The organism is Meridianimarinicoccus marinus (assembly GCF_040689105.1).
In the GTDB taxonomy this organism is placed as follows: Bacteria; Pseudomonadota; Alphaproteobacteria; order Rhodobacterales; family Rhodobacteraceae; genus Meridianimarinicoccus; species Meridianimarinicoccus marinus.
Genome location: NZ_JBFBVU010000001.1, coordinates 227,213 through 253,785 on the forward strand (window position 1 = coordinate 227,213; position 26,573 = coordinate 253,785).

Below are 26,573 nucleotides of genomic sequence, written 5' to 3' on the forward strand. Positions count from 1 at the left end.
AAAACTGGTCTCTGGCCATCGCGGCGCGGCACGATTACTGAAAAGGGAACAGCAACACTGGAGATGCCTCATGACCACCCCCGTCGCCATCCGGTTCGAAGAACTTGATCTGGACAGGATCGCCCTGGCCGAAGGCCGTGTCGTCGTCCTGGTGGGGGCCGAGGCCAAGCTGGATCCGGCAGCGCGCCGGGTCAACAAGCTGACCCGCGGGGCCTTGCTGCGCGCGGTCGAAAGCGCGGGCTTTGCCGATCTGAAGGCCGGGCAGGCGCTGGAAATGGGCTTTCCCGCCAATATGGCCGCGACGGCGGTGCAGGTGATCAAGCTGGATCGCAAGGCCGATGCGCTGTCGGTGCGCAAGGCCGGGGCCACCATCGCCGGGGCCAAGGATGGCAAGCCGCTGCTGATTCTGGCCGGCGCTCATCCGCGCGCCGCAGATCTGTCCTTCGGGCTGGCGCTGCGCACCTATGCCTTCACCGATCACAAGTCCGAGGCCGCACCGGAGGAAGGCGGGGTCTCGGTCATGGTGACGCGCCCCGAGGCGGTGGCCGCCGCCGCCCGCGACATGGCCGCCCGCGCGGAAGGCGTGTTCTTCACCCGCGACCTGATCAATGCGCCCGCCAACATCCTGACCACCGACGATTTCGCCGCCCGCCTTGCCGCCATGCAGGAAATCGGGCTGGACGTGGAGATTCTGGAAGAACCCGAGCTGGAAAAGCTGAGGATGCGCACCCTGCTGGCGGTCGGGCAGGGCTCGGAAAGCCCGTCCAAGGTGGTTGTGATGCGCTGGAACGGCGGGGCCGAGGGCGAACCGCCGCTGGCGCTGGTCGGCAAGGGCGTGGTCTTCGACACCGGCGGCATCAGCATCAAGCCCGCCGGCGGCATGGAGGAGATGACCGCCGACATGGGCGGCGCGGGCGTGGTGGCGGGTGTCATGCGCACGCTGGCCCTGCGCAAGGCGCGCGCCAATGTGGTGGGTCTGGTCGGGCTGGTCGAAAACATGCCCGACGGCAAGGCGATCCGCCCCGGCGATGTCATCACCTCGATGAAGGGCGACACGGTCGAGGTCATCAACACCGATGCCGAGGGGCGGCTCGTTCTGGCCGATGTGCTGTGGTACGCGCAACAGCGGTTCGAGCCGCGTAGCATCGTCGATCTGGCCACCTTGACCGGGGCGGTCATCATAGGGCTGGGCCATGCCAGGGCCGGGGTGTTTGCCAATGACGACGCGCTGGCAGGCGCCTTCCTGAAAGCCGCCGAGGCCGAGGGCGAGGGCGCCTGGCGGATGCCGCTGGACCCGGCCTATGACAAGCAGCTGAAATCCCAGATCGCTGACATGAAGAACGTCGGCGGCCGCCCGGCGGGATCGATCACCGCCGCGCAGTTCCTGCAACGGTTCATCAAGGACGGCACGCCCTGGGTGCATTTGGACATTGCCGGGGTCGCGCGGACCCCCGAGGCGACCGCCTTCGCGCCCAAGGGCGCCAGCGGCTGGGGCGTGCTGGCGCTGGACCGGCTGGTGCAGGACATGCTGGAAGACTGATGGGCGTTGTCCGCTTTTACCACCTGACCCGAAGCCCGGTCGAAAACGCGCTGGCCCGTCTGCTGGAACGCGCCATCGGCGCCGGGCTGCGGGTCGAGGTGCGCGGGCGCAGCGCCGAAAAGCTTGACTGGCTGGATCAGAACCTCTGGCTTGGGGATGAGGCCGCCTTCCTGCCCCATGGACTGGCGGGCGGACCGCAGGACGACCTGCAACCGGTGCTGCTGACCCTGTCGGAAACCCTGTCCCCCGCCACCCGCTGCCTGATGAGCATCGAGGGCGCCCCGGTGGGGGAGGGGGAGGCCGCCGCGCTGGATCGGACCTTTATCCTGTTCGATGGCGGCAATGCGGAGGCGCTTGGCCACGCCCGTGGACAATGGAAAGCCCTGACCGCCGCCGGCGCCGAGGCCGAATACTGGAGCGAGGAAAGCGGCCGCTGGGAACGCAAGCGCTGATCGCGCGGGCAGGGGGCCGTCAGCGGGTCAGCACCATTCGGTCGCCGTTGATGGTGATCTGCTCGAACCGCGACAGATAGGACATGCCCAGAAGCGAGCCCGGCATGTCGCCCCGGCTGACCTGCGCGGGCACCTTGGTTTCCACCTGTCCGGCCAGTTCGACCCGGTCCAGCCAGACCCGCGCGGTTTCGATCTGGCCGTTGGCGGTGCGGGCGCGACCCAGAAAGGCCAGCTTGCCGGTGTCGATGCCGACCTTCGCGGCATCCTCAAGGCTCAGCACCATTTCGGTAGCACCGGTATCCACCAGGAAGTTGACCGGCGCGCCGTTGATCTTCAGCGCCATGTGGAAATGCCCGTCGCGCAGCCGGTTCAGGGTGATGGTCTCGCCCTCGGCCTGCACACTCTGTTGCAGGGTACTGCCCTGCCGGATGTCCTGCCACAGCCCGGCCCCCACGGCGATGCCCAGAAAGATCAGCCCCCAAAGCACCGCGTGCCGGGTCATCTGTCCAAGGTTGCGCCGGTTCGCCACCAGCACATAGCTGCCCACCAGCAGCCCCAGAAGAATGAGATAGATCAGCGATCCGATCTGGTCAGAACCCATGTGCGCCTCCAAGCCTGCCCTTTCAGATAGGCACTGTCGCACTCGAAGTCACGTCAGGGTCAGCACCCCGAGGTCGTGCAGGCCGTCCAGCACGAATTGCACCGCCAGCGCGGCCAGCAGCATCCCCAGCAGGCGGGTGACCACCAGAATGCCGGTGCGGCCCAGAATGTGTTCGATCACGCCCGAGATCAGGAACAGCAGCAGCACCAGCCCGATGACGGCGGCCAGCACCAGATGCACCTCCAGAATGCCCAGCCAGCCCGGCGCGCCGCTGCCGGTCAGCAGGACCATCGCCGCCATCGCCCCCGGCCCGGCGATCAGCGGCGTGGCCAGCGGAAACACCGACGGGTCGTGATCGGCATCCGGGGTGCGGCCCTCGCGGCGTTCGGTGCGGCGTTCGAACAGCATGTCCACGGCGATCAGGAACAACATCAGCCCGCCCGAAATGCGGAAGGCCGGCAGCGAAATCCCCAGCCCTTCCAGCACCGCGTTGCCGAACAGGCCGAAGATTGTTAGCACCACGAAGGCGATGGCGCAGGCGCGGAAGGCGATGCTGCGGCGGCGCGCCTTGTCCATACCGCTGGTCAGCGCCAGGAACAGGGGCGACATGCCGATCGGGTCGATGACCAGAAACAGCGTCACGAAGGTGCTGAGCGCAAAGGCGAGATCCATGGGGCGGTCCTGTCCAGACGTGAGGCACGGCGCGGCGGCGGCTCAGCCCCCGGCCTTTTCCAGTTTGTCCTGTGCATCCAGCCACAGGCTTTCGGCGCGGTCCAGCGCCTCCATCACCTCGGCGTATTTCTTCTGCCAGACCTCGGCCTCGTTGATGCGCGGCGCGTCGTACAGTTCCGGGTCGGCCAGCTTGCCGGCCAGCCGGTCGCGCATCGCGTTCAGCTTGCCCAGCCGCTCCTCGCATTTGCGGACCTCGGCGCGCATGGCCATGATGCGGTCGCGCGAAGGCTTCTTCGGCGCAGGTTTCGCCGCAGCGGCCGCGGCCTTGGACTCGGGCTTCGGTTCGCCCGCCAGCAGCATCTTGCGATAGGCTTCCAGATCATCCTCATAGGGCGTCACGCGGCCATCCTTGACCAGCCACAGGCGGTCGGCCACGAGGCTGAGCAGATGCATGTCGTGGCTGACCAGGATCACCGCGCCGGAATAGGCGGCCAGCGCCTCGACCAGCGCCTCGCGGCTTTCCATGTCCAGGTGGTTGGTCGGTTCGTCGAGGATCAGCATATGCGGCGCGTCCAACGTCGCCAGCAGCAGCGACAGCCGCGCCTTCTGACCGCCCGACAGGCGCGCGACCACCGTGTCGGCCTGATCCGCGCCCAGCCCGAACCCCGCCAGTTGCGCCCGCAGCTTCGCCGGCGGGCTGCCGGGGCGCTCGCGGCGCAGGTGGTCCAGCGGGGTTTCGTCGATCTCCAGCTCGTCCAGCTGGTGCTGGGCGAAATAGCCGATGCGCAGCTTCGAGGCGCGCACGATCCGCCCCGACATCGCCGGCAGTCGGTCCGACAGCAGCTTGGCCAGCGTTGACTTGCCCTGACCGTTCTTGCCCAGCAGCGCGATGCGGTCGTCCTGATCGATCCGCAGCGACAGTTTGCGCAGCACCGGCACCTCTCCATAGCCGACCTCGGCGCCTTCCATGGCGATGATCGGCGGCGACAGTTCTTCCGGCGCGGGGAAGGAGAACGCCCGGCTTTTCGCTTCCTCGGGCGAGGCGATGGGCGTCATCTTCTCCAGCATCTTGACCCGGCTTTGCGCCTGTTTGGCCTTGCTGGCCTTGGCCTTGAAGCGATCCACGAAGGCTTGCAGATGGGCGCGCCGTGCGTCCTGTTTCTTGGACTGGGCCGCCAGCACCGCGCGCTGTTCGGCGCGCTGGCGCACGAACTGGTCGTAAGGGCCCTGGTAGAAGGTCAGCTTGCGGTTTTCCAGATGCAGAATCGCGCCCACCGCCCGGTTCAGCAGCCCGCGGTCGTGGCTGATGATGATCACCGAATGGGGATAGCGCGCCAGATAGCTTTCCAGCCAGACCGCCCCTTCAAGATCCAGATAGTTTGTCGGTTCGTCCAGCAGCAGCAGGTCGGGCTGGGCAAACAGCACCGCCGCCAGCGCCACCCGCATCCGCCAGCCGCCCGAAAAGGCCGAGCACGGCATCCGCTGTTCGGCGTCGTCGAATCCCAGCCCCTTCAGGATGGCCGAAGCGCGGCCCTCTGCCGACCAGGCGTCAATATCGGCCAGCCGGGTCTGGATGTCGGCGATGCGGGTCGGATCGCTGGCGGTCTCGGCCTCGACCAGCAGGGCGGCGCGCTCGGTATCGGCGGCCAGCACCGTGTCCAGCAGCGTGGTTTCCGAGGAGGGCACCTCCTGGGCGACGCCGCCGATGCGGGCGCGCTCGGGCAGGCTGATGCGCCCGCCTTCCAGCACCAGCTCGCCACGGATCAGGCGGAACAGCGTGGTCTTGCCGGTGCCGTTCCGGCCGACAAGGCCAACCTTGTGACCAGTGGGAATGACGGCGCTGGCCCCTTCAAACAGGGGACGGCCTTCGACGGAATACGAGATATCTTCGATGCGCAACATGAGGGGCGGTTATCACCGACGCCCGCCCGGCAAAAGGGGGGATCAGCCCCAATCTTCGGTTCCGGGCACCTGGCGCACCTGGCTCAGGGCGTGGGCGACGAAACCGGGGATGCGGCCGGGCAGGACCTCGGCCTCGGACCACAGCGCGGTCAGCGGCGCCATGTCGAAGCGATGGTCGGCCAGCACCGGCACCAGCGCGCCGCGATCCAGCGCCGGGGCCAGCGCCCATACCGGGCCGAACAGCACGCCTTCACCGCCGCAAGCGGCCTCGACCGCCGTGGACAGGGCGCCAAGGCTCAGCGCGCCGTTGCGGCGGATCGAATGCCGGCGTCCGTCGCGCCCGGTCAGGCGCAGCGGCGCGGTCATCTCGCTGCGATGGCGGAACACATGCTGGTGGCCGACCAGATCGGCGGCCTCGCGCGGGGCGCCGTGGCGCGACAGATAGCCGGGGGCGGCCACCAGCATCTGCCGGCACTCGGCCAGCTTCTGCCGTCCCAGCCCCAGCCGCCGCGCCACCGGATCGCAGGTCAGCACCAGATCGGCGCCGGTCTGATCCGGGGCGGGGGCCGGATCGCCCAGCACCAGGTCAATTTCCAGCCCCGGATGGCGGGCACGGAACGACAGCAGCCAGGCCGCCACATGGGCACGGCCAAAATCGGCCGGGGCCGCCACCCGCAGCAGCCCTTTCAGACGCTCGGGCTGCCGGGCGATCCCGGCCTCCAGCATGTCGATCTGGGCCAGCAGACGGCGCAGCGCCTCGTAATACTGGCGCCCGGCTTCGGTCGGTTCGGTCGCCCCGGTGCCGCGTTCCAGCAGACGCACGCCCAGCCGGGATTCCAGCCGGGTCAGCCGCCGCGACACCGAAGACGCCTCCAGATCCGCTTCCCGCGCAACCGCGCGCAGCGAGCCCAATTCGATGACCCTCAGAAACAGGCGTTGATCGAGATATCCGCGGGTCATTCTGCCAAACTGTTGCAATTTAGACAACAAACTGCGTCTGAGTGCTTCATTGTGCAAGAAAAAACGCAACACTTGGCGGTTCCGGCGGTGTCTGGCCCAAATTCTGGGCCGGATGCCATTCCGGGCGCAGCATGAAAGCCCGCGCCCGCCATCGCAACAGGTGACTTTTCAACCGCCCGCGCCCGTGTTAGCAGACGCGCGATTTCGTCCGGACACGGCGTCCGGCACGATCCAACCTTCTGAAGGATTTCCCAACATGGCGACCGAACGCACCCTGTCGATCATCAAACCCGACGCCACCAAGCGCAACCTGACCGGCAAGATCAACGCCAAGTTCGAAGACGCGGGCCTGCGCATTGTCGCACAGAAGCGCATTCACCTGACCAAGGCGCAGGCCGGCCAGTTCTATTCCGTGCACGCCGAACGCCCGTTTTATGACGAACTGTGCGAATTCATGGCCTCCGAGCCGGTGGTCGTGCAGGTGCTGGAAGGGGAAGGCGCCATTGCCAAGAACCGCGAAGTCATGGGCGCCACCAACCCCGCCGATGCCGCCCCCGGCACCATCCGCGCCGAATTCGCGGAATCGGTCGGTGAAAACTCGGTCCACGGTTCCGACGCACCGGAAACCGCTGCCGAGGAAATCGCCTATTTCTTCTCGGGTCTTGAACTGGTGGGCTGATCAGACCGCCTGATCACCCCGATTTCGGCGAGGGCCGCGTCCATCCGGGCGTGGCCCTTTTGCTGTTCTGGGGCGGCTTTTGCAGCTGCTTTCAGGGCGTCGAATCGTGCGCGCAGGGCGGTTTTTTCGGCACCCTGGCAGTCGTTCCACGGGCGGCCCTGCAGGCCCATCACCATGGCATAATAGGCAATGAAATGGGGGCGGTGCCCCTGCGCCAGCAGGCGTCCATAGGCGGCGTCGGGACCCAGTTCATGCAGATCCTCGGCGGACTGGATGCCCACCCTGGCAAAGGCCTCGGCCATGGCCGGGCCAAGATTGCGGATCTGGGAAATGGGGGTGGGCATGGGCGCGTCCTTTTACGCTGGGCATAGCCCGGACGCGCCCATGGGGGAAAGGGTCAGATCATGGCCCAGTCGGTGAAGACAAAGCCGGGACGCCGGCTCTCCTGGCCGGGTTTCTGCGCGGGGGTCGGGCGGGTCGGCGCGGCTGTCTTTTTCATGTCGTGTCCTTTCGATCACTCACGGTAACTGAAGCCTCAACGCCGAACATGCGGGGGATGTTCCCCGGCCTCGGGTCAGGCCGCGCCTGAGATAAGCAGAGCAGGCGCCACTCCAAGGGGCACGGGGCGAAAAAGGCTCAGATTGACGCCCAGTCACGAAACTGCACCGGCGGGCTTTGAACGGGCGCAGAAGGCGCCTGCGCGGTCGTCGGTCGCTGCGGGTCGGGCTGTGTGACAGGCGTTGCCATTGGAACCTTCCTTAATCCGTTTGTCCCATTCAATAATTACAGAGTAATATAATTACAAAATCAATGTCAATTTAGACTAATGGTTACCGTTAAGATTTCCAGTCCGGAAAGCCCGACTGTTCCACGGCCGCAACAGGTTGGGCCAAGCTTCTGACAACAAGGAATTTTGGGGGAAGGGTGTCGAGCGGAGCATGGCGCTGGACCAGGGAGGAGCATTGGGACATGCCATCTCCGTCCGACGGGATCACCTTGGCAGATTCGGGGGGCGGCGGACAATGCACTTGCAGCATCGCTCCGCTGTACAGCGGTCACCAACCTGCATTTAGGGCGCATATATTCCCATATGATGATTATTTGTGCGGTTCCGGTGCCGCCGCGCCGCCAAAGGCCATCGCGCAGGGTCGAAACCACCGGACCGGGCGCGCGGGCCGGGTCCGGTCGGGGGGGGCTTTGGCCCGCGTGCCTACAGGTTGTCCGGCTGCGACATGCCCAGAATGTGGAAGCCGCCATCGACGCGGATGATCTCGCCCGTGGTGCAGGCGCCATAGTCCGAGGCCAGGTAGACCGCGGTGCCGCCCACGGCTTCCAGCGTTGCATTCGATCGCAGCGGCGCGTTCATCTCGGTGTTGCGATAGGTCTTGCGCGCGCCGCCGATGGCCGCCCCGGCCAATGTCTTCATCGGGCCGGGCGACACTGCGTTGACGCGAATCCCGTCCGGGCCCAGGTCATTGGCCAGATAGCGCACCGCGCTTTCCAGCGCCGCCTTGGCCACGCCCATCACGTTGTAGAACGGCGTCACCCGGTTCGAGCCCTGGTAGGTCAGGGTCAGGATGGTGCCGCCTTCGGTCATCATCGGCTTGGCGCGCCGCGCCAGTTCGATCAGCGAATAGCACGAGATATTCATCGAATTCAGGAAATTGGCGCGGGTGGTGTCGGAAAACCGACCGTTCAGCTCGGCCTTGTCCGAAAACGCCACCGCATGGACCAGGAAATCCAGCCGGTCCCAGCGCGCCGACAATTGTTCGAAACAGCGATCCATCGAGGCGTCGTCGGTCACATCCACATCGACCAGAAAGTCGGAGCCCACCGATTCGGCCAATGGCGCCACGCGTTTGCCAAAGGCCTCGCCCTGATAGGTGAAGGCCAGTTCCGCGCCCTCGGCAGCCATCGCGCGGGCAATGCCCCAGGCGATGGAACGTTCGTTGGCAACCCCCAGAATGAGGCCGCGCTTTCCGGTCATCAGATCCGCCATAATTGCGTCACCCGTGGTATTTGCTCATGATGAGAGTTGCGTTGGTGCCACCGAAGCCGAAGCTGTTGGACAGAACCGTGTCCAGGTCGACGTTGTCGCGCCGCTCGGTCACGATCTCTTCGGGTTTCAGGGCGGGGTCCAGTTCGGTCACATTGGCCGAGGCCGCGATGAAGTTGTTCTCCATCATGATCAGGCTGTAGATCGCCTCGTGCACGCCGGTCGCGCCCAGCGAATGGCCGGTCAGCGACTTGGTCGAGGCGATGGGCGGGGTGTTGCCTTCGCCAAAGACCCGGCGCACCGCTTCCACCTCGGTCACATCGCCCGCAGGGGTCGAGGTGCCATGGGCGTTGATGTAGTCGATCTTGCGGTCGCCGACGGTGGCCAGCGCCTGCCGCATCGACCGTTCGCCGCCCTCACCGGACGGTGCCACCATGTCGTGGCCGTCCGAGGTCGCGCCATAGCCGGTCACTTCGGCATAGATCTTGGCGCCGCGTGCCTTGGCGTGTTCCAGTTCTTCCAGAACCACCATGCCGCCGCCGCCGCCGATGACAAACCCGTCGCGGGTGGCGTCAAACGGGCGCGAGGCGGTTTCAGGGGTGTCGTTGTACTTCGACGACATGGCGCCCATGGCGTCGAACAGGCACGACAGGGTCCAGTCGACCTCTTCGCCGCCGCCGGCAAAGACCACGTCCTGCTTGCCCATCTGGATCAGCTCCGCGCCATTGCCGATGCAATGGGCCGAGGTCGAGCAGGCCGAGGTGATGGAATAGTTCACGCCCTTGATCTTGAACGGCGTCGCCAGGCAGGCCGACACGGTGGACGACATGCAGCGGGTGACCATGAACGGCCCCATCCGCTTGGGCGCGCCCTTTTCGATCACGGTCTTGTGGGCCGAGAAGAAGTTCGACGTGGACGGTCCGCCCGATCCGGCCACCAGACCGGCGCGGTCGTTGCTGACTTGATCCTCGGTCAACCCGCTGTCCTCGATCGCCTGCTGCATCGCCAGATAGGCATAGGCGGCGGTCGGACCCATGAAGCGCAACTGGCGCTTGTCGATGGCCTCGGTCAGGTCGATCTGCGGGATGCCCGCAACCTGGCTGCGGAACCCGTGTTCGGCATAGACCTCTTCTTTGCGGATCCCGGATTTGCCGTGGTACAGGCTGTCCTTGACCTCTTCCACAGAGTTCCCGATGGGCGAGATGATCCCGATCCCGGTGATGACGACGCGGCGCATGGCGGTCTCCTTGTGGTCGGTTGTGGGCGGGTGGCTCAGCCTTCGGCGGCGGCCAGGCCCACTTTCATGTTGGTGACGGCGCAGACCAGTTCACCATCGGCCAGAACCCGGCCATCCGCCACACCCATTTTCAGGCGGCGGTCGATGACGCGGGTGAAATCCACCTCATAGGTGACCAGCGTGCGATCGGGGCGGATCATGCCCGACAGTTTCACCTCTCCGGCGCCCAGGGCAAAGCCCTGACCCTGCCAGCCGCGCCAGCCCAGGTTGAACCCGGTCAGCTGCCACAAGCCGTCCAGCATCAGGCAGCCGGGCATCACCGGGTTGCCGGGGAAATGGCAGGGGAAGAACCACAGGTCGTCGGTGATATCCAGCTCGGCGCGGATATGCCCCTTGCCGTGCTCGCCCCGGTCGGCGGACACATCGGTGATGCGGTCCATCATCAGCATCGGCGGTTCGGGCAGTTGCGCGTTGCCGGGGCCGAAAAGCTCCCCGCGCGCGCAGGCAATCAACGCCTCCTTGTCGAACGTGGTCGGATAATCGGCCATGGAAGCCTGCCCCTTCGTCGGTTTTATTGTGCTCGCCCCCATTAGCATCTGCTTTCGCCGGGTTTCAAGGGCGGCGGAGCAGCGGGCTGCCCCCTGCAGGCTTGCGATTTCAATTGAAAATAACTCGCAATGCCCTTTATAAAGGCAGCAATGACACAGACGCCGGTTCCCTCGCCCACATCACCCGCCGCACGGGCTTCCACATGGCTCAAGACCGCCGGGCTGCGCCCGACGCGGCAGCGCCTGATCCTGGCCGACCTTCTGGTTGGTGACGGGCAGGACCGCCATGTGTCCGCCGAAAGCCTGTTTGCCGAGGTTCTGGGCCGGGGCGAGCGTGTGGCGCTGGCCACGGTCTACAACACCCTGCGCGCCTTTTGCGAGGCGGGGCTGCTGCAGGAAATCACCGTCGATGGCTCGAAAAGCTATTTCGACACGCGCACCGACGATCACCCGCATTTCTACTGGGAAGACACCGCCGAACTGACGGATGCCCCCAGCGGCGAGCTTGAGATCGCGCGCCTTCCCTCGGCCCCCGAAGGGGCGCGCATCGCCAAGGTGGATGTGGTCATCCGCCTGCGCCGCGGCTGACCTTACCCTTCGGTTCCCCAATGATCCATCGCGCGGCGTGGAGCCGCTGATGATGTCCGGCCTTCTGGATGAAACGGCGACGCTGCTGGCGGCGGGGCTGGCGGTCACGCTGGGCACCAACATGGACAACCTTGTCGTGCTGACCGCGCTGGCCGGTGCGCTGGCCGATGGTGCGCGGCAGGGGCGGCGGGCGCTGTGGATCGCTGCGGCGATCGTTCTGGCCGCGGCCTGGGTCTTGTCGCTGATGGCAGCGGGCCTGCCGGTGCATCACACGCGCTGGCTGGGGCTGGTGCCGCTGGGGCTGGGGCTGTTTGCCGGTGCCCGTGCCCTGCGCGGCGGCGCGACCACCGGCGAGGCGCCGGTTGCGGCGGGTGGCTCGATGGTGGCGCTGCTGCTGGTCAACAGCACCGACACGCTGGCCACGCTGACGCCGCTGCTGGCCGAAACCGCCAGCCCGCTGCGGCTGGCCATCGTCGCGGGCATGGCATTGGGTACAGCGGTTCTGGCAGCAGTGCTGGGCCGGGTGCTGGGCCACGACCGGACGCGGGCTGCGCTGGAACGGCACGGGGCGTGGCTGGCGCCGCTCATCATGATCGGCGTCGGCCTGTACATCCTTGCCGACACCGGCACCGACATGGTCTGACCCGCCGGTCATTGCGTCGCAGGCCGGGTTTCGCTACACCGCGCCAATCCCGCATCCCCGCCAAAGGCCCGCATCCCATGTCCGACCCCCGGAAGCTTTTCATCAAGACCTACGGCTGTCAGATGAATGTCTACGACAGCGAGCGTATGGCCGAAGCCCTTGGTCCCTCGGGCTATGTCACCACCGACACGCCCGACGATGCGGACATGATCCTGCTGAACACCTGCCACATTCGCGAAAAGGCCGCCGAGAAGGTCTATTCCGAACTGGGCCGCCTGAAGGCGCTGAAGGCCGACAAGCCGGACCTGAAGATCGGCGTCGCCGGGTGCGTCGCCCAGGCGGAAGGGGCCGAGATCCTGCGCCGTCAGCCCTCGGTGGATCTGGTGGTCGGCCCGCAAAGCTATCACCGCCTGCCGGATCTGGAAGCCCGCGCCCGCAAGGGCGAGGCGGCGCTGGACACCGATTTTCCCGAGGAAGACAAGTTCGACAAGCTGGCGGACCGCCCCAAGGCCAAACGTGGCCCGACCGCCTTCTTGACCGTGCAGGAAGGTTGCGACAAGTTCTGCGCCTTCTGCGTGGTGCCCTATACCCGCGGCGCCGAGGTCAGCCGCCCCGCCGCCCGCCTGATCGCCGAGGCCGAGGATCTGGTGGCGCGCGGCGTGGCCGAAATCACCCTGCTGGGCCAGAACGTCAACGCCTACCACGGGACCGGCCCCGATGGCGGTGAATGGGGACTGGCCCGGCTGATCCGCCGTCTGGCCGAGATCGATGGGCTGGAGCGTATCCGCTTCACCACCTCGCATCCCAACGACATGGAAGACGACCTGATCGCCGCCCATGGCGATTGCCCCAAGCTGATGCCCTATCTGCATCTGCCGGTGCAATCGGGCTCGGACCGCGTCCTGAAGGCGATGAACCGCAAGCACACGGCGGCGCAGTATGTCGCGCTGATCGACCGCATCCGCGCCGCCCGTCCCGATCTGCTGCTGTCGGGCGATTTCATCGTCGGTTTCCCCGGCGAGACCGATCAGGATTTCGAGGACACGATGGAGCTGGTCCGCACCGTCGGCTACGGGCAGGCCTATTCCTTCAAGTATTCGCCGCGCCCCGGCACCCCTGCGGCCGAACGCAAGGGGCAGGTTCCCGCCGAGGTCGCCTCGGACCGCCTGCAACGGCTTCAGGCGCTGCTGACCGAGCAGCAGAAGGCCCGGCAGGACGCGATGGTCGGGCAAGAGGTCGGCGTGCTGTTCGAAAAGCCCGGACGTCTGGACGGCCAGCTTGTGGGCAAATCCGACCATCTGCACGCGGTCCATGCGCTGGCCCCCGCCGATCTGATCGGCAAGGTGGCCCGCGTCCGCATCGTCGAAAGCGCGCCGAACTCGCTGAAGGGCGCGTTGATCTGACCGGGTCGCGGGCGCGGGTTTCTGCGCCTGCACTGCCATACGCCTGCCATACCTTTTCCAGACGCTTGCCAACCGGCGGGTTTGCCGCCAATGCTGCGCCCGCATCCGCGCTGCCCACCGCACGGGCATCCGGCGCCGGGGGTGGGGAAAACCATGGCGTTGTCGTGACAAATCGCGCACTGCGCTTGCCTTGCCGCCGGGGAGTTGGCAGGCTGACCTCAGGCCCCCTGCAAGGAGACGTCTTTGACCACCAGCATGCTGACCCCGCCCACTGAAGGGGCGGAAGTTCCCGAGGTCCAGGTCGAGTTTCAAGACAACCGTCTGCTCATTGATCTTTGCGGCGAATATGACCGCAACCTCACCCAGATCGAAACCGCCCTGGGTGTTCAGATCCTCCGACGTGGCAACCAGCTTGCTGTATATGGCCCCAGGGACGCGCAGTCGCGCGGGATCGAGGTTCTGGGGGCCCTGTATCACCGTCTGGAGTCGGGCCGCCCCGTCGGCCCCGGCGACATCGACGGCGAGTTGCGGATGACCAACACCCCGGTGCCACCTGAAGAGGGCGACGGCGACCAGCTTGAGATGTTCCGCCGCGAAGAGGTCGAGATCAAGACCCGCAAGAAGACCGTCGAGCCGCGCACCGACGCCCAGAAAGCCTATGTCAAGTCCTTGTTCGACAACGAACTTGCCTTCGGCATCGGCCCGGCGGGCACCGGCAAGACCTATCTGGCCGTGGCGGTGGGCGTGTCGATGTTTATCGGCGGCTACGTGGACCGGATCGTGCTCAGCCGCCCGGCGGTCGAGGCCGGCGAGAAGCTGGGCCACCTGCCCGGCGACATGAAGGACAAGGTCGATCCTTTCATGCAGCCGCTGTACGATGCGCTGAACGATTTTCTGCCCGGCAAGCAGGTCACCAAGCTGATCGAGGAAAAGAAGATCGAGATCGCGCCGCTGGCCTTCATGCGCGGGCGCACCCTGTCCAATGCCTTCGTGGTGCTGGACGAGGCGCAGAACGCCACCACCATGCAGATGAAGATGTTCCTGACCCGTCTCGGCGAAGGTTCGCGCATGGTGGTCACCGGCGACCGCAGCCAGGTCGATCTGCCGCGCGGTGTGCAAAGCGGGCTGCGCGATGCCGAAAACCTGCTCAGCGGCGTCAAGGGCATCTCGTTCAACTACTTCACCGCCAAGGATGTGGTCCGCCACCCGCTTGTGGCCCGGATCATCGAGGCCTATGACGCTGCGGATGCCAGAAAAACCGGTTGAAACTACCCTTGATGCCGACGGATGGACCGTCCTCGATCTCGACGCCCGCGCCAATGCCGCGGCGCGCGCGGTGCTGTCGCATCTGGGCCATGGTCCGGCGGGGTTCGAGATCAGCCTGCTGGGCTGCGACGACGCCCGCATCGCCGATCTGAATGCCGAGTTTCGCGGCAAGCCCGCGCCAACCAACGTGCTGTCGTGGCCCTCGGACGATCGCGCCGCCGACACGCCCGGGGGAGCACCGCAGCCGCCGCAAGGGTTTCTGCCGGATGAGCCGATCGAACTGGGCGATGTGGCCATCGCCCTGGAAACCTGCCTGCGCGAGGCCGAAGCCGCCGGACGCCGCGCCGAAGACCACGTCACACACCTTCTCGTGCATGGTATCCTGCATCTTTTGGGGTACGATCACGAAACCGATGCAGATGCAGCCTTGATGGAAGGGCTCGAGACCACGATACTTGCGAAGCTGGGGATCGCAGACCCATATGCCGAGCAGGGTGGAACCCCTGATCAAAACGGATGAGACAATGAACGACGCAGACGGGTCCAGTCCGGAGACGGCCGACTCGCAAGACGACCAATCCAGCCGATGGGGCCTTTTGGGGCGTGTGTTCAGCCGCGCCGACCAATCCTCGGACGATCATCCTAAAAATGGCCATGCCATCGATGCAGGCGGTCCGAAGGAACGGCCCGGCCTGTCCAACTTGCGCCGCATGCAGATCTCGGATGTGGCGGTGCCCAAGGCCGAGATCACGGCGGTGCCGATGGAATGCCCGCTCAACGATCTGGTGGATCTGTTCCGCGACAGCGGCTATTCGCGGTTGCCGGTCTATGACGGGACCCTCGACAGCCCGATCGGCATGGTGCACCTGAAAGACGTGGCGCTGAAGCATGGCTTCGATTGCGACAACAGCGGCTTCGATCTGCGCGATCTGGTACGCCCGCTGATCTATGCGCCGCCCTCGATGCCCATCGGCGTGCTGCTGCAGAAGATGCAGACCCAGCGCACCCATATGGCGCTGGTGATCGACGAATACGGCGGCACCGACGGCCTGGTGACGCTGGAGGATCTGATCGAACAGGTGATCGGCGAGATCGAGGACGAGCACGACGAGGAAGAGGTTCAGCCCTGGACCGAAGAAGCGCCGGGCACCTTCGTGGCGCTGGCGCGCGCACCCCTGGACGAGTTCTCGGCGGCTATCGGTGTCGATCTGCACATGCCCGACGTGGACGAGGATATCGACACGCTGGGCGGCGTTGTCTTCCTGCTGATGGGCCGCGTCCCGGCGCGGGGCGAGGTTTTGAAGCATCCCGCCGGGGTCGAGATCGAGGTTGTCGATGCCGACCCGCGCCGGATCAAGCGGTTGCGCATTCGCACACCCAACAGCAAACCGGATGCGGGCTGAGCTTTCGGGCCGCAGGCTCTGGCTGGCACTGACGCTTTGCGGGGCGGCGGCGGCGCTGGGGCAGGCACCATTCGGCTGGCCGCTGGTGGCGCTGTTGCCGCTGGCCGGGGGTCTGGGGCTGGCCTTGCCCGCGCCGACACCCCGCGCCGGGTTCTGGCGCGGCTGGGCGCTGGCCTTCGGCTATTTCCTGGCAACCCTGCATTGGATCGTCGAGCCGTTTCTGGTGGACATTGCCCGCCACGGCTGGATGGCACCCTTCGCGCTGGTCCTGCTGGCCGGTGGCATGGCGCTGTTCTGGGGCGGGGCGGCGGCGGCTGCGGTCTGGCTGGGGCGCGGGGCCGGGCTGGGCCATCGGGTGCTGGCGCTGGCCGCCACCCTGCCATTGGCCGAAATGATCCGCGCCGTGCTGTTCACCGGGTTTCCCTGGGGGATGCTCGCCACCTTCTGGACCGACACGCCGGTGCGCATGGCTGCCGCCTGGGGCGGGCCCTATGGCCTGGTGGCACTGACGGTTCTGGCGGCCGGCGGTCTCGCGGTGCTGCTGTTCGAACGAGGGGCCGGGCTCTGGCGCGGGGCGGCGGGACCGGCCGTGCTGCTGGCGGTCTGGGTCGGCGGGGCGGCCAGCCTGCAGGCCTTACCGCCCGTGGCAGGAGATGGCCCGGTGGTGCGCGTGGTGCAGCCCAACGCGCCGCAGCACCTGAAATGGCAGCCCGACATGATCCCGGTGTTCTGGCGGCGCAAGCTGGAACTGACCGGCCAGCCCGGCACGCTGACCCCGGATGTGGTGGTCTGGCCCGAGGTGACGCTGCCCTACCTCTGGGGCAGCGAGTCCGAGGGCAATGCCCAGATCGCCCGCGCGGCGGGCGGGGCGGTGACCTTGGTGGGCGCGCAGCGGTTCGACGGGGCAGAGTTGCGCAATTCGGTCGGGGTGCTGGATGGCGAGGGTCAGCCCCTCGCGGTCTATGACAAGTTCCACCTTGTGCCCTTCGGCGAGTATTTTCCCGGCGGCGCGCTGGCCGCCCGGCTGGGGTTGGCGGGGCTGGCCACCGACATGCTGGGCGGATTTTCCTCTGGTCCGGGGCCGCAGGTGCTGGACCTGCGCGGGCAGGGGCTGGGCCGGGTGCTGCCGCTGATCTGCTATGAAGCAATCTTCCCGCGCCATGGCTTCGCCCCCGGTCCGCGCGCCGACTGGATCGTGCAGGTCACCAATGACGCGTGGTTCGGTGAATTCGCGGGACCGCAGCAGCATCTGGCGCAGGCGCGGATGCGGGCGGTCGAACAGGGCGTGCCGTTGGTGCGCGCCGCCAACACCGGCATATCGGCGGTGATCGGTCCGGCCGGCCAGATGCTGGCCGAGATCCCGTTGGGCGTGGCCGGGGTGATCGACGTGGCACTACCCGCGCCGCTGCCGCCGACCCTTTATTCCCGCACAGGGAACTGGCCGGTGCTGATCGCCGCCCTGGGCCTGACCGCCGGTCTGGGGCTGCGCCGCGTGCGAGGGGCTTGACCTTTCGCCGCCAGCCGCGCACATCCCCGGCCCATGACCGACAGCAATTCCCCCTCTGGCGCCCCGTGGCGCAATTTTTATGGCCGCCGACGTGGCAAGGGCCTGCGGGATAGCCAGAAGGGCTATCTGAACGAAGACCTCGTGGCGCTCTCGCCCGGCAAAGTGGACTGGGACGCCAACCCCGAACGCGTGCCGCTGGATCTGGACGCCATGTTCGGCGGCAAGCCGGTCTGGCTGGAGATCGGGTTCGGCGGCGGCGAGCATATGGTGCATCAGGCGGCCCAAAACCCCGATGTCGGCATCATCGGCTGCGAGCCCTATATCAACGGCGTCGCCATGCTTCTGGGCAAAATCCGCCGCGCCGGGGTCGAGAACCTGAAGGTGCATCCGGGCGATGTGCGCGACATGTTCGATGTGCTGCCCGAGGCCAGCATCTCGCGCGCCTTCCTGCTGTACCCAGACCCCTGGCCGAAAAAGCGCCATCACCGCCGCCGCTTCGTGACGCCCGAGCATCTGGACCCCCTGGCGCGGGTGCTGAAGCCCGGCGCGATCTTCCGCATCGCCACCGATATTCCCGACTACGTGAGGCAGGCGCTGGAGCAACTTATGGCACGGCCCGATTTCGAATGGCTGGCCGAAGGCCCCGAGGATTGGCGCGCGCCCTGGGACGACTGGATTTCGACCCGCTATGAGCAAAAGGCGCTGCGCGAGGGGCGCACGCCGCATTACCTGACCTTCCGGCGGGTCTGAGACCTCCACGCATCCGCTGCGTCCCCATGGACCTTGCGGCACACCGGCGCTAGGAGAAGCGCAACCAGTTTGAGAGGAGCTTTCCGATGTCGTCCCACGGACCCGCCGCCCCGATGACCGCGCACCGCGCGGGCCCGCTGACCGGAACCGCACATGTCCCCGGTGACAAGTCGATCTCGCATCGGTCGCTGATCCTTGGCGCCATGGCCGTGGGTGAAACCCGCGTGACCGGGCTGCTGGAAGGGCAGGACGTGCTGGACACCGCCAAGGCGATGCGCGCCTTCGGAGCCGAAGTGGCCCGCGATGCCGATGGCATCTGGCGGGTGCATGGGGTCGGCGTCAGCGGGTTTTCCGAACCCGAGGATGTGATCGACTGCGGCAATTCCGGCACCGGGGTGCGGCTGATCATGGGATGCATGGCGACCACGCCGATCTCGGCCACCTTCACCGGCGATGCCTCGCTGCGCAGCCGTCCCATGGGGCGGATCACCGATCCGATTGCGCTGTTCGGTGCCCGGAGTTACGGCCGCAAGGGCGGGCGTCTGCCGATGACCATCGTCGGGGCGGCCACCCCGGTGCCGGTGCGCTATGCCACGCCGATGCCATCGGCGCAGGTGAAGTCCGCCGTGCTGCTGGCCGGGCTGAATGCGCCGGGCCAGACCGTGGTGATCGAGAAGGAGGCCACCCGCGACCATTCCGAACGGATGCTGGCGGGCTTCGGGGCGGTAGTGACGACCGAGGACACCGACGAGGGGCGGGTCATCACCCTGACCGGCCAGCCCGAATTGAAACCGCAGACCATCGTGGTGCCGCGCGATCCTTCCTCGGCGGCCTTCCCGGTCTGTGCGGCGCTGATCACCGAAGGCTCGGACGTGCTGATCCCCAACATCGGCCTGAACCCGACGCGGGCGGGACTGTTCGCCACCCTGCGCGAGATGGGCGCGGATCTGACCTATGAGAACGAACGCACCGAGGGGGGCGAGCCGGTGGCCGACCTGCGCGCCCGGTTCTCGGACAGCATGCAGGGCATCGAAGTGCCGCCCGAGCGCGCACCGTCGATGATAGACGAATACCCGATCCTGTCGGTGGTGGCGGCCCTGTCCACGGGCAAGACGGTGATGCGCGGGGTCAAGGAACTGCGGGTCAAGGAAAGCGACCGGATCGACGCCATGGCGCGCGGGCTGGAAGCTTGCGGTGTGACCATCGAGGAAGACGAAGATACCTTCATCGTGCACGGCATGGGGGCGGGCGGCGTGCCCGGTGACGCGACCGCGGCCGCGCGGCTGGACCACCGCATTGCCATGTCTTTCCTGTGCCTTGGCATGGCCGCGCAGAAGCCGGTGACGGTGGATGACGCCGGGCCGATTGCAACGTCCTTCCCGATCTTCGTGCCCCTGATGCGGGAGCTGGGCGCGCGGTTGGAGGATGAAGCGGCGCGCTGACGCGCGGATTTCGTGCCTCCGGCGGGAGTATTTGTAACAAGAAAAAGTGAGCGCCGTCTCGGGAATGCTCTGGGGGAGCGTCTCAGGCGCGAACGGGCTAAGCCTCGAGCGGTTTTGGAAACGGGTCGTGGGCGCGTTTCTGCCAGCTGTCAGGGGGCCTCGGGGGCCGGGGGGGCACTGTCTCCGCCTTCGAACAATTCGGATTGGTCAGTATCGCCGGTGTCCTGACCGGGCAGGTCTGCGCCCGGTGGCGGGCGGTTGTCGAGCAGACCGGCGGCGCGCAATTCCTTGAGGCCGGGCAGGTCGCGGGCGCTTTCCAGGCTGAAGTGATCGAGGAAGGTTTCGGTGACCACGAAGGTCACCGGGCGTCCGGGGGTCATGCGGCGGCGGCCCAGACGGATCCATTCCATCTCGAGCAACTGGTCGATGGTGCCGCGGCTGACGCCGACGCCGCGGATTTCCTCGATCTCGGCGCGGGTGACCGGCTGGTGGTAGGCGATGATCGCCAGGGTTTCGATGGCCGCGCGCGACAGCTTGCGGGTTTCCAGGGTCTCGCGGCTCATCAGGAAGGCAAGGTCCGGCGCGGTGCGGAAGGCCCAGGCTTCGCCCAATTTCAGCAATTGTACGCCTCGGCCTTCGTAGCGTTTTTGCAGATGCACCAAGGCGGTGACCGGGTCGGAGCCATGGGGCAGGCGGCCGTAAAGCTCCTTCAGGGTGACCGGGGCGGCAGAGGCGAAGAGCACCGCTTCGACCATCCGCTCCTGTTCGCCCATGGGCGGGGCCGTGAACAGGCTGGGGTCGTCCTTCGGGGCGTCCTCGGTCATGGGTCATCCTTTCGGCGGCGCAGGCGGATGGGGGCGAAAGTGTCGGACTGGTCCAACTCGACCTGGCCGCGTTTGACCAGCTCCAGCGAGGCGGCAAAGGTGGCAGCCAGTGCCGAGCGGCGCTTCTTGGGATCCTCCAGCCAGCCGTCGGGCAGATAGCTGGAAAGATCCGTCCAGTCTCCGGCGAAGGCCACCAGCGGGCGCAGGCGGTCCAGCGCCTCTTCCATGGTCAGCACCGGGCCGCGGTCCAGCACAAAGGGGCGGAAGTCATCCTTGGTGCGCAGGCGGGCATAGGCCTGCATCAGATCCAGCAGCGAGGCGGTGAAGCGGGTGCGGCGCAGGCGGGCCACGCTTTCCTCCTCGCCACGGGCAAAGACATCGCGGCCCAGCCGGTCTCGGCCCATCAGCTTGGCGGCGGCTTCGCGCATGGCTTCCAGCCGCTGCAACTGAAAGGCCAGGTGGGCGGCCATATCCTCGCCCGAGGGGCCGTCGTCCTCGGGGTCGGGGGGCAACAGCAGGCGCGATTTCAGGAAGGCAAGCCAGGCGGCCATGACCAGATAGTCGGCGGCCAGTTCGATGCGCAACTCCTTGGCCTTGTCGACGAAGACCAGATATTGCTCGGCCAGCGCCAGCACCGAGATCTTGCGCAGGTCCACCTTCTGGGTGCGCGACAGGGTCAGCAGCAAGTCGAGCGGGCCTTCGAACCCATCCACATCGACGATCAGCGCCTCGGAGGCGAGGCGGGCCTCAAGCGGTGTGACGTTGTCGTCCGACGATGGGCCCGAGGGCGTCATGCGGCGGGGTCCAGCAGGGCGGTCATCTGTGCGGTCAGGGCCTCCGCGTCGGCGTCCTCGGGGGGGCGGCGCAGGGCCAATGCGGCCTCTGCGCGGGTCTGTCCCTTTGCCGAGAGGGTGCCGGAGGCTTCGGCCACCGTCTGCATCTCGGCCATCTCGCCGTTGCAGTGCAGGATGGCGTCGCAGCCGGCTGACAGGGCGGCAGTGCAGCGGTCGGCCAGCGCGCCGCCAAGGGCGCCCATGCAGATGTCGTCGGTCATCAGCAGCCCGTCAAAGCCGATCTCGTCACGGATCAGCTGGATCAGCCGGGGCGACAGGGTGGCGGGCCGGTCGGGATCGATGTCGGGAAACAGCAAATGCGCGGTCATCGCCAGCGGCAGATCGGCCAGCGGCTTGAAGGCGGCGAAATCTGTGGTGGCGAGCGTCGCCTGCGGCGTGTCCACCCGTGGCAGGGCCTTGTGACTGTCCAGCGTGGCGCGCCCGTGACCGGGCAGGTGTTTCAGAACCGGCAGCACCCCGCCCTGAAGAAAGCCGTCGGCCATGGCGCGGGCATTAATTGCCACCTGCGCGGCATCGGTGCCCAGACAGCGGTTGCGCAGGAAGGGATGGGTCTGGTCGTTGGCCACGTCGGCCGTGGGCGCGCAATTGACGTCGATGCCGACCGCGCGAAGTTCCTGCGCGATGACGCGGGCGCGCAGGGTCAGGCTGGCGGCGGCATGGGGCCCGGCCCGGTCCACCTGATCCAGCGGCGGCAGCCATTGCCGCCAATGCGGCGGCCCCATGCGCTGGACGCGTCCGCCTTCCTGGTCGATCAGCACCGGGGCGTCGCGGCCCACCGCAGAGCGCAGGTCGGCGGTCAGGGCGCGAACCTGATCGGGGGTGTCGATATTGCGGGCAAACAGGATGAAGCCCCAAGGGTCAGCCTCGCGAAAGAACGCCGCCTCGGATGGGGTCAGGGCAAACCCCGAACAGCCGAATATCGTTGCCCCCTGGGCCATGATTGCCTCCGTCATTCTGCCCGGCAGGATTGCCGTTTCCGGGCCGGGATGCAATCGCTCAGCGCGTCCGCACCGGGATGCATTCGGCGCGTTCGGCCAGAAGGGCGGCGCAGAAGTTGCGGGCGTCAGCCAGTCCCGTGAAACCATAGGCGCGCAGGCGGTAGCGGGTGGTGCCGGCAAGGGTGACAGGTTCGATCACTCGCGCCTTGGGGGCGAGGAAATCCGAAAACCTCAGGCCCAGGCGATCCCAGGCGGCGGCGGCCTCGGCCTCGGTGTCGTAGTCGCCCAGCTGCACCAGGCGCGTGCCCGAGGCGATCAGGTCGGGGTCGATTTCGCTGGTGGTGGCGACGGCGGGCAGCAGCAGGGCAATCGACGTGTCCGAGGCGGCCCGTGTCACCACGTCCTGATCGGGACGCGGCAATGGTCGCGGCGCGCCGGGGTTCTGATCCGCCTGCGGTACGGCCAGACCTTCCAGATCGGGCAGGGGCGTATCGGCATCCAGTCCCAGCACCTCGTTCAACGCACCTTGCACCGCGTCGCGCATCGAGGCGAGCGGATCGGCAGGCTCTCCGCGTGCCGTGTCCTCGGGCGCGGGGCCAACGGCCTCGGGCGCCAGCACCAGCCGTTCGGCGAGCGGTTCCTCGACGTCCTCGGAGGCGATGGCGTTGACCGAATAGCCCTGATGCGCGGCCTCAAACCCGCCGGGTTCCTCGGGGGCGACGCGCGGCGGGCCGTCCATGGCCTGGATCACCGGCACGCGGGTGATGTCGCGGGTGGCCAGATCGTAGACCCAGTATCCAAGCCCCGCGACCAGTGCGACCGAGGTCGCCGCTCCAAGCCAGCCCACAATTGCCGAAACGCCCGGTCCCTGCGGATGCGTGTCCGCCGGCCCGGAATCATAGCTGTCCGAATACGCCATCATTTGCCCCAATGTCCTGTCCGGGTCCCGAAAGCCCCGGCCTGTGCCTGCTCGCGACCCGTGGGGCGGCCGTTATCTCAGCGCATTTCCTCCACAGGCGTCACGCCAAGAATACCAAGACCGGTCGAAATAACAACGGCAACCGCCCGGGGCAGCACGATTTTTGCAGCCGTCGCCTGCGGGTCGTCCTGCAGGAAGCGCAGCGCCGGGTTGTCGTTGCCGCGGTTCCACAGCGCGTGGAATTCCGAGGCGAGGTCATAGAGGTAGAAGGCGACGCGATGCGGCTCGCTGCCCGAGGCGGCGATCTCGACCAGGCGCGGCCACTCCGCCAGCTTGCGGATCACCGCCAGTTCCGCCGGATCGGTTAGGACCGAAAGATCCTGCTGCGCCAGGTTGGCATCGGACACGTCCACGCCCATCTCGACCGCCTTGCGCAGCACCGAACAGACGCGGGCATGGGCGTATTGCACGTAGAAGACCGGGTTGTCCTTGGACTGTTCCAGCACCTTGTCGAAGTCGAATTCGAGCGGCGCGTCGTTCTTGCGGGTCAGCATCACGAAGCGGGTCACATCGGCGCCCACCTGATCGACCACATCGCGCAGGGTGACGAAGGTGCCGGCGCGTTTCGACATTTTCACCGGCTCGCCATTCTGGGTCAGCTTGACCAGCTGGATCAGCTTGACATCCAGCGGCACCTTGCCATCCGACAGGGCAGACACGGCCGCTTTCATGCGTTTGACATAGCCGCCGTGATCGGCGCCAAACACATCAACAAGCGCGTCGAAGCCTCTGGAAACCTTGTCATAATGATAGGCGATGTCCGGCGCGAAATAGGTCCAGCTGCCGTCGGATTTCTTCACCGGGCGATCCACGTCATCGCCATGGGCGGTGGATTTGAACAGGGTCTGTTCGCGCGGTTCCCAATCTTCGGGGGTCTTGCCCTTGGGCGGTTCCAGAACGCCTTCATAGATCAGACCCTTGGCGCTGAGCGTTGCCAGCGCCGCCTCGATCTTGCCGGTGCCATAGAGCGCCTTTTCCGAATAGAAATTGTCCATGGTCACGCCAAGGGCGGCCAGATCGGCGCGGATCAGATCCATCATCGCCTCGGTGGCGAAACTGCGCACCGCGTCGAGCCAGACGTCTTCACCCTTGTCGAGGTAGGCATCGCCGACCTTGTCCTTCAGCGCCTGACCCACGGCGATCAGGTAGTCGCCGGGATAGGTGCCGTCGGGAAAGGCCACCTCCTGCCCGAAGGCTTCGAGGTAGCGCAGATAGACCGAACGGGCGAGTACATCGACCTGCGCGCCGCCGTCGTTGATGTAATATTCGCGGGTCACATCGTAGCCGGCGAAGGCCAGAAGGCTGGCCAATGCGTCGCCAAAGACCGCGCCGCGAGTGTGGCCCACATGCATCGGTCCGGTGGGGTTGGCCGAGACATATTCGACGTTCACCCGCTTGCCGGTGCCAAGGGTCGAGCGGCCATAGGTGTCGCCCGCCTTGAGAATCCCAGTGACCAGACCCTGCCACTGACCGGCGGCCAGCCGCAGGTTCAGGAACCCCGGACCGGCCACTTCGGCGGTGTCGATGCGCGGATCTGCGACCAGCAGGGCGGCCAGCGCCTCGGCAATGTCGCGTGGTTTCATCTTCGCCGGTTTGGCCAGCACCATCGCCGCATTGGTGGCCATGTCCCCGTGCGCCGGATCGCGTGGCGGCTCGACCGAGACCGCGCGGCGCTCCAGCCCCTGCGGCAGAACGCCGTCGCGCTCCAGCGCGTCGAGGCTGTCCAGTACAAGGCTGCGGATCTCGTCAAAAAGGTTCATGGCTCATCTTCCCGTCGTTTGCGCGGGGTTTAGCACGGCTGACGCGAGGCGCAATCCGTCATTGGCTGGCCGGGCCGCCCAGGTATTTTGCGTGGACCTGCCGGGCGAAGCGATCGGTCATCCCGGCGATATAGTCGGCCACGATGCGGGCCAACTGAGTTTCGGTCTCGGCCTCGGCCACGTCCTTGCGCCATTGGCGCGGCATCAGTTCGGGGGTGTTCATCAGCAGCGGGAACAGATCCATCACCACCTGCGTGACCTTCTCGCGGACCACCACCACCGAAGGCGCGCGATACATGCGGTGGAACAGGAACTGGCGAATCACCGTCAGATCCTTCCAGACCCCGTCCGAGAACACGACCATGGGCCGCCCGGCATTGCGGATGTCCTGCGCGGTGGCGGGGTCCAGATCGGTCAGACGGCCGCGCGCCTGCGCAATCACATCCTCGACCAGAATGCCGAAGAACCGGCGCAACGCCTCGTGCCGCCGCCGGTAGTAGTTCAGGTCGGAAAACCTGCGGTCCACCTCGGCGAAGCAGTCCTTCAGGATCGGCATTTCGGCCAGTTCATCGGTGGAAAACAGCTCTGCCCGCAGCCCGTCGTGCAGGTCGTGGTTGTTATAGGCGATGTCGTCCGACAGGGCCGCCACCTGGGCCTCGGCACTGGCATAGGTGTTCAGTTCCAGATCGTGGCGGGCGTTGTAGTCGGCCAGCGCATAGTGCAGATCGCCGGTGACAGGCCCGTTGTGCTTGGCCAGCCCCTCCAGCGTTTCCCATGTCAGGTTCAGCCCGTCGAACTCGGCATAGTGCCGTTCCAGGCTGGTGACGATGCGCACCGCCTGCGCGTTGTGATCGAAGCCGCCATAGGGCGCCATCAGCACGTTCAGCGCATCCTCGCCGGTATGTCCGAAGGGGGGATGGCCCAGATCATGGGCCAGCGCCACCGCCTCGGTCAGGTCGGTGTCCAGCCCCAGCACCCCGGCGATGGTGCGGGCCACCTGCGCAACTTCGATGGAATGGGTCAGCCGGGTGCGGAAGTAATCGCCCTCGTGTTCGACGAAAACCTGCGTCTTGTGCTTGAGCCGCCGGAACGCGCTGGAATGGATGATCCGATCCCGATCCCGCTGGTAAGGCGAGCGGAATGTGCTCAGCCCCTCGGGGTAGAGTCGCCCCCGGCTGTGGGCCGGGTCAGAGGCATAGCTTTGGCGCATTTGGGCCCTTCGTCTTGTGGCATCCCTTGGGCGTGCATATATTTCTCATCAACCGAAGCAAATCCCCCGTGACGATATGGACCTTTCCCTGCCTCCCAAAGTGACCGACCGGGCGTTTGCGCGTCTGGCCGAGATCAACGAAACCAGCACGGCGCCCAAGGCGCTGCGGGTGGCCGTCGAAGGCGGCGGCTGCTCGGGCTTTCAATACGACATCAAGCTGGATGATCCGGCCGAGGATGACCTGGTGATCGAAAGCAGCGGTCAGCGCGTGGTGGTCGACCGGGTGTCGCTGCCGTTCCTGGAAAACGCCGTGATCGACTTTTCCGAGGAGTTGATCGGCGCCCGCTTCATCATCGAGAATCCCAATGCCACGGCCAGTTGCGGCTGCGGCACCTCGTTTTCCATGTAGAAATGCCGCT

27 protein-coding genes are annotated in these 26,573 nt (G+C 66.6%); 13 read left to right on the top strand and 14 right to left on the bottom strand.

The window, feature by feature from the left end:
* Nucleotides 1-70 precede the first annotated feature (70 nt).
* Both AB0T83_RS01155 and AB0T83_RS01160 read left to right on the top strand, forming a co-directional pair.
* Nucleotides 71-1,540 carry a leucyl aminopeptidase gene (locus AB0T83_RS01155; RefSeq protein ID WP_366190829.1) on the top strand — a complete coding sequence of 490 codons (1,470 nt, stop codon included), beginning with the start codon at nt 71-73 and terminating at the stop codon, nt 1,538-1,540.
* The gene (locus tag AB0T83_RS01160; protein WP_366190831.1) at nt 1,540-1,992 is read left to right on the top strand and encodes a DNA polymerase III subunit chi; all 453 of its coding nucleotides are present in this window, start codon (nt 1,540-1,542) and stop codon (nt 1,990-1,992) included. The genes AB0T83_RS01155 and AB0T83_RS01160 overlap by 1 nt, the downstream gene beginning before the upstream one ends.
* Nucleotides 1,993-2,011: 19 nt before the next feature.
* Here the strand turns inward: AB0T83_RS01160 and AB0T83_RS01165 are convergent, their stop codons facing one another.
* Genes AB0T83_RS01165 through AB0T83_RS01180 form a run of 4 tightly spaced genes read right to left on the bottom strand, consistent with a single transcriptional unit; the run spans nt 2,012 to nt 6,127 of the window.
* Nucleotides 2,012-2,593: a retropepsin-like aspartic protease family protein gene (locus AB0T83_RS01165; RefSeq protein ID WP_366190833.1), complete on the bottom strand. Its 582-nt coding sequence runs from the start codon at nt 2,591-2,593 to the stop codon at nt 2,012-2,014.
* A gap of 48 nt (nt 2,594-2,641) precedes the next feature.
* On the bottom strand, nt 2,642-3,265 hold the full coding sequence (locus AB0T83_RS01170; protein WP_366190835.1) for a MarC family protein: 624 nt from the start codon (nt 3,263-3,265) through the stop codon (nt 2,642-2,644).
* 42 nt (nt 3,266-3,307) lie between these two features.
* On the bottom strand, nt 3,308-5,167 hold the full coding sequence (locus tag AB0T83_RS01175) for an ABC-F family ATP-binding cassette domain-containing protein (RefSeq protein WP_366190837.1): 1,860 nt from the start codon (nt 5,165-5,167) through the stop codon (nt 3,308-3,310).
* A 42-nt stretch (nt 5,168-5,209) separates the two neighbouring features.
* Nucleotides 5,210-6,127, bottom strand: a complete 918-nt coding sequence (locus AB0T83_RS01180) for a LysR family transcriptional regulator (RefSeq protein WP_366190838.1) — start codon at nt 6,125-6,127, stop codon at nt 5,210-5,212.
* A gap of 256 nt (nt 6,128-6,383) precedes the next feature.
* Here AB0T83_RS01180 and ndk point away from each other — a divergent pair, with 256 nt between their 5' ends.
* Nucleotides 6,384-6,806 carry a nucleoside-diphosphate kinase gene (gene ndk / locus AB0T83_RS01185; RefSeq protein WP_366190840.1) on the top strand — a complete coding sequence of 141 codons (423 nt, stop codon included), beginning with the start codon at nt 6,384-6,386 and terminating at the stop codon, nt 6,804-6,806.
* Here ndk and AB0T83_RS01190 read toward each other — a convergent pair.
* From AB0T83_RS01190 to fabA, 4 genes are all read right to left on the bottom strand, one after another.
* A complete protein-coding gene (locus tag AB0T83_RS01190) occupies nt 6,773-7,150 on the bottom strand; it encodes a TfoX/Sxy family DNA transformation protein (RefSeq protein ID WP_366190841.1) in 378 nt (125 codons plus the stop codon). The two genes, ndk and AB0T83_RS01190, sit on opposite strands and share 34 nt — an antisense overlap.
* Nucleotides 7,151-8,016: 866 nt before the next feature.
* Nucleotides 8,017-8,805: an enoyl-ACP reductase FabI gene (locus AB0T83_RS01195; protein WP_366190842.1), complete on the bottom strand. Its 789-nt coding sequence runs from the start codon at nt 8,803-8,805 to the stop codon at nt 8,017-8,019.
* Nucleotides 8,806-8,812: 7 nt separating this feature from the next.
* Nucleotides 8,813-10,039: a beta-ketoacyl-ACP synthase I gene (fabB, locus tag AB0T83_RS01200; RefSeq protein ID WP_366190844.1), complete on the bottom strand. Its 1,227-nt coding sequence runs from the start codon at nt 10,037-10,039 to the stop codon at nt 8,813-8,815.
* A 35-nt stretch (nt 10,040-10,074) separates the two neighbouring features.
* A complete protein-coding gene (gene fabA / locus AB0T83_RS01205) occupies nt 10,075-10,587 on the bottom strand; it encodes a bifunctional 3-hydroxydecanoyl-ACP dehydratase/trans-2-decenoyl-ACP isomerase (protein ID WP_366190846.1) in 513 nt (170 codons plus the stop codon).
* Nucleotides 10,588-10,737: 150 nt separating this feature from the next.
* Here fabA and irrA point away from each other — a divergent pair, with 150 nt between their 5' ends.
* The 9 genes from irrA (at nt 10,738) to aroA (ending at nt 19,589) form a co-directional block, all read left to right on the top strand.
* The gene (gene irrA, locus AB0T83_RS01210; protein ID WP_366190848.1) at nt 10,738-11,175 is read left to right on the top strand and encodes an iron response transcriptional regulator IrrA; all 438 of its coding nucleotides are present in this window, start codon (nt 10,738-10,740) and stop codon (nt 11,173-11,175) included.
* Nucleotides 11,176-11,224: 49 nt separating this feature from the next.
* Entirely contained in the window at nt 11,225-11,818 is a 594-nt protein-coding gene (locus tag AB0T83_RS01215; protein WP_366190849.1) for a hypothetical protein, read from the top strand.
* A gap of 77 nt (nt 11,819-11,895) precedes the next feature.
* Nucleotides 11,896-13,221, top strand: coding sequence for a tRNA (N6-isopentenyl adenosine(37)-C2)-methylthiotransferase MiaB (gene miaB / locus AB0T83_RS01220; RefSeq protein WP_366190851.1), 1,326 nt, complete (start codon nt 11,896-11,898; stop codon nt 13,219-13,221).
* Nucleotides 13,222-13,464: 243 nt separating this feature from the next.
* Nucleotides 13,465-14,487: a PhoH family protein gene (locus tag AB0T83_RS01225; RefSeq protein ID WP_435891129.1), complete on the top strand. Its 1,023-nt coding sequence runs from the start codon at nt 13,465-13,467 to the stop codon at nt 14,485-14,487.
* On the top strand, nt 14,468-15,007 hold the full coding sequence (ybeY, locus tag AB0T83_RS01230; protein WP_366190853.1) for an rRNA maturation RNase YbeY: 540 nt from the start codon (nt 14,468-14,470) through the stop codon (nt 15,005-15,007). The genes AB0T83_RS01225 and ybeY overlap by 20 nt, the downstream gene beginning before the upstream one ends.
* Nucleotides 15,008-15,011: 4 nt before the next feature.
* Complete coding sequence (locus AB0T83_RS01235; RefSeq protein ID WP_366190855.1) at nt 15,012-15,890, top strand: CBS domain-containing protein; 879 nt, start codon at nt 15,012-15,014, stop codon at nt 15,888-15,890.
* A complete protein-coding gene (gene lnt / locus AB0T83_RS01240) occupies nt 15,880-17,397 on the top strand; it encodes an apolipoprotein N-acyltransferase (RefSeq protein ID WP_366190857.1) in 1,518 nt (505 codons plus the stop codon). The genes AB0T83_RS01235 and lnt overlap by 11 nt, the downstream gene beginning before the upstream one ends.
* Nucleotides 17,398-17,430: 33 nt before the next feature.
* Complete coding sequence (gene trmB / locus AB0T83_RS01245; RefSeq protein WP_366190859.1) at nt 17,431-18,147, top strand: tRNA (guanosine(46)-N7)-methyltransferase TrmB; 717 nt, start codon at nt 17,431-17,433, stop codon at nt 18,145-18,147.
* 86 nt (nt 18,148-18,233) lie between these two features.
* Nucleotides 18,234-19,589 carry a 3-phosphoshikimate 1-carboxyvinyltransferase gene (aroA, locus tag AB0T83_RS01250; RefSeq protein WP_366190860.1) on the top strand — a complete coding sequence of 452 codons (1,356 nt, stop codon included), beginning with the start codon at nt 18,234-18,236 and terminating at the stop codon, nt 19,587-19,589.
* Between the two features lie 149 nt (nt 19,590-19,738).
* Here the strand turns inward: aroA and scpB are convergent, their stop codons facing one another.
* From scpB to AB0T83_RS01280, 6 genes are all read right to left on the bottom strand, one after another.
* The gene (gene scpB / locus AB0T83_RS01255) at nt 19,739-20,413 is read right to left on the bottom strand and encodes an SMC-Scp complex subunit ScpB (RefSeq protein ID WP_366190862.1); all 675 of its coding nucleotides are present in this window, start codon (nt 20,411-20,413) and stop codon (nt 19,739-19,741) included.
* Entirely contained in the window at nt 20,410-21,207 is a 798-nt protein-coding gene (locus AB0T83_RS01260; RefSeq protein WP_366190864.1) for a segregation and condensation protein A, read from the bottom strand. Before AB0T83_RS01260 ends, scpB begins: the two co-directional genes overlap by 4 nt.
* Nucleotides 21,204-22,220 (bottom strand): glycoside hydrolase family 3 N-terminal domain-containing protein, encoded by a 1,017-nt coding sequence (locus AB0T83_RS01265; protein ID WP_366190866.1) that lies wholly within the window; start codon nt 22,218-22,220, stop codon nt 21,204-21,206. The genes AB0T83_RS01260 and AB0T83_RS01265 overlap by 4 nt, the downstream gene beginning before the upstream one ends.
* A 43-nt stretch (nt 22,221-22,263) precedes the next feature.
* Nucleotides 22,264-23,127: an SPOR domain-containing protein gene (locus AB0T83_RS01270; protein ID WP_366190867.1), complete on the bottom strand. Its 864-nt coding sequence runs from the start codon at nt 23,125-23,127 to the stop codon at nt 22,264-22,266.
* A 74-nt stretch (nt 23,128-23,201) separates the two neighbouring features.
* Nucleotides 23,202-24,944 carry an arginine--tRNA ligase gene (gene argS, locus AB0T83_RS01275; protein ID WP_366190869.1) on the bottom strand — a complete coding sequence of 581 codons (1,743 nt, stop codon included), beginning with the start codon at nt 24,942-24,944 and terminating at the stop codon, nt 23,202-23,204.
* 58 nt (nt 24,945-25,002) lie between these two features.
* Entirely contained in the window at nt 25,003-26,154 is a 1,152-nt protein-coding gene (locus AB0T83_RS01280) for a deoxyguanosinetriphosphate triphosphohydrolase (RefSeq protein WP_366190871.1), read from the bottom strand.
* A gap of 76 nt (nt 26,155-26,230) precedes the next feature.
* Here AB0T83_RS01280 and AB0T83_RS01285 point away from each other — a divergent pair, with 76 nt between their 5' ends.
* The gene (locus AB0T83_RS01285; RefSeq protein WP_366190873.1) at nt 26,231-26,563 is read left to right on the top strand and encodes a HesB/IscA family protein; all 333 of its coding nucleotides are present in this window, start codon (nt 26,231-26,233) and stop codon (nt 26,561-26,563) included.
* The last annotated feature ends 10 nt before the right edge of the window (nt 26,564-26,573 follow it).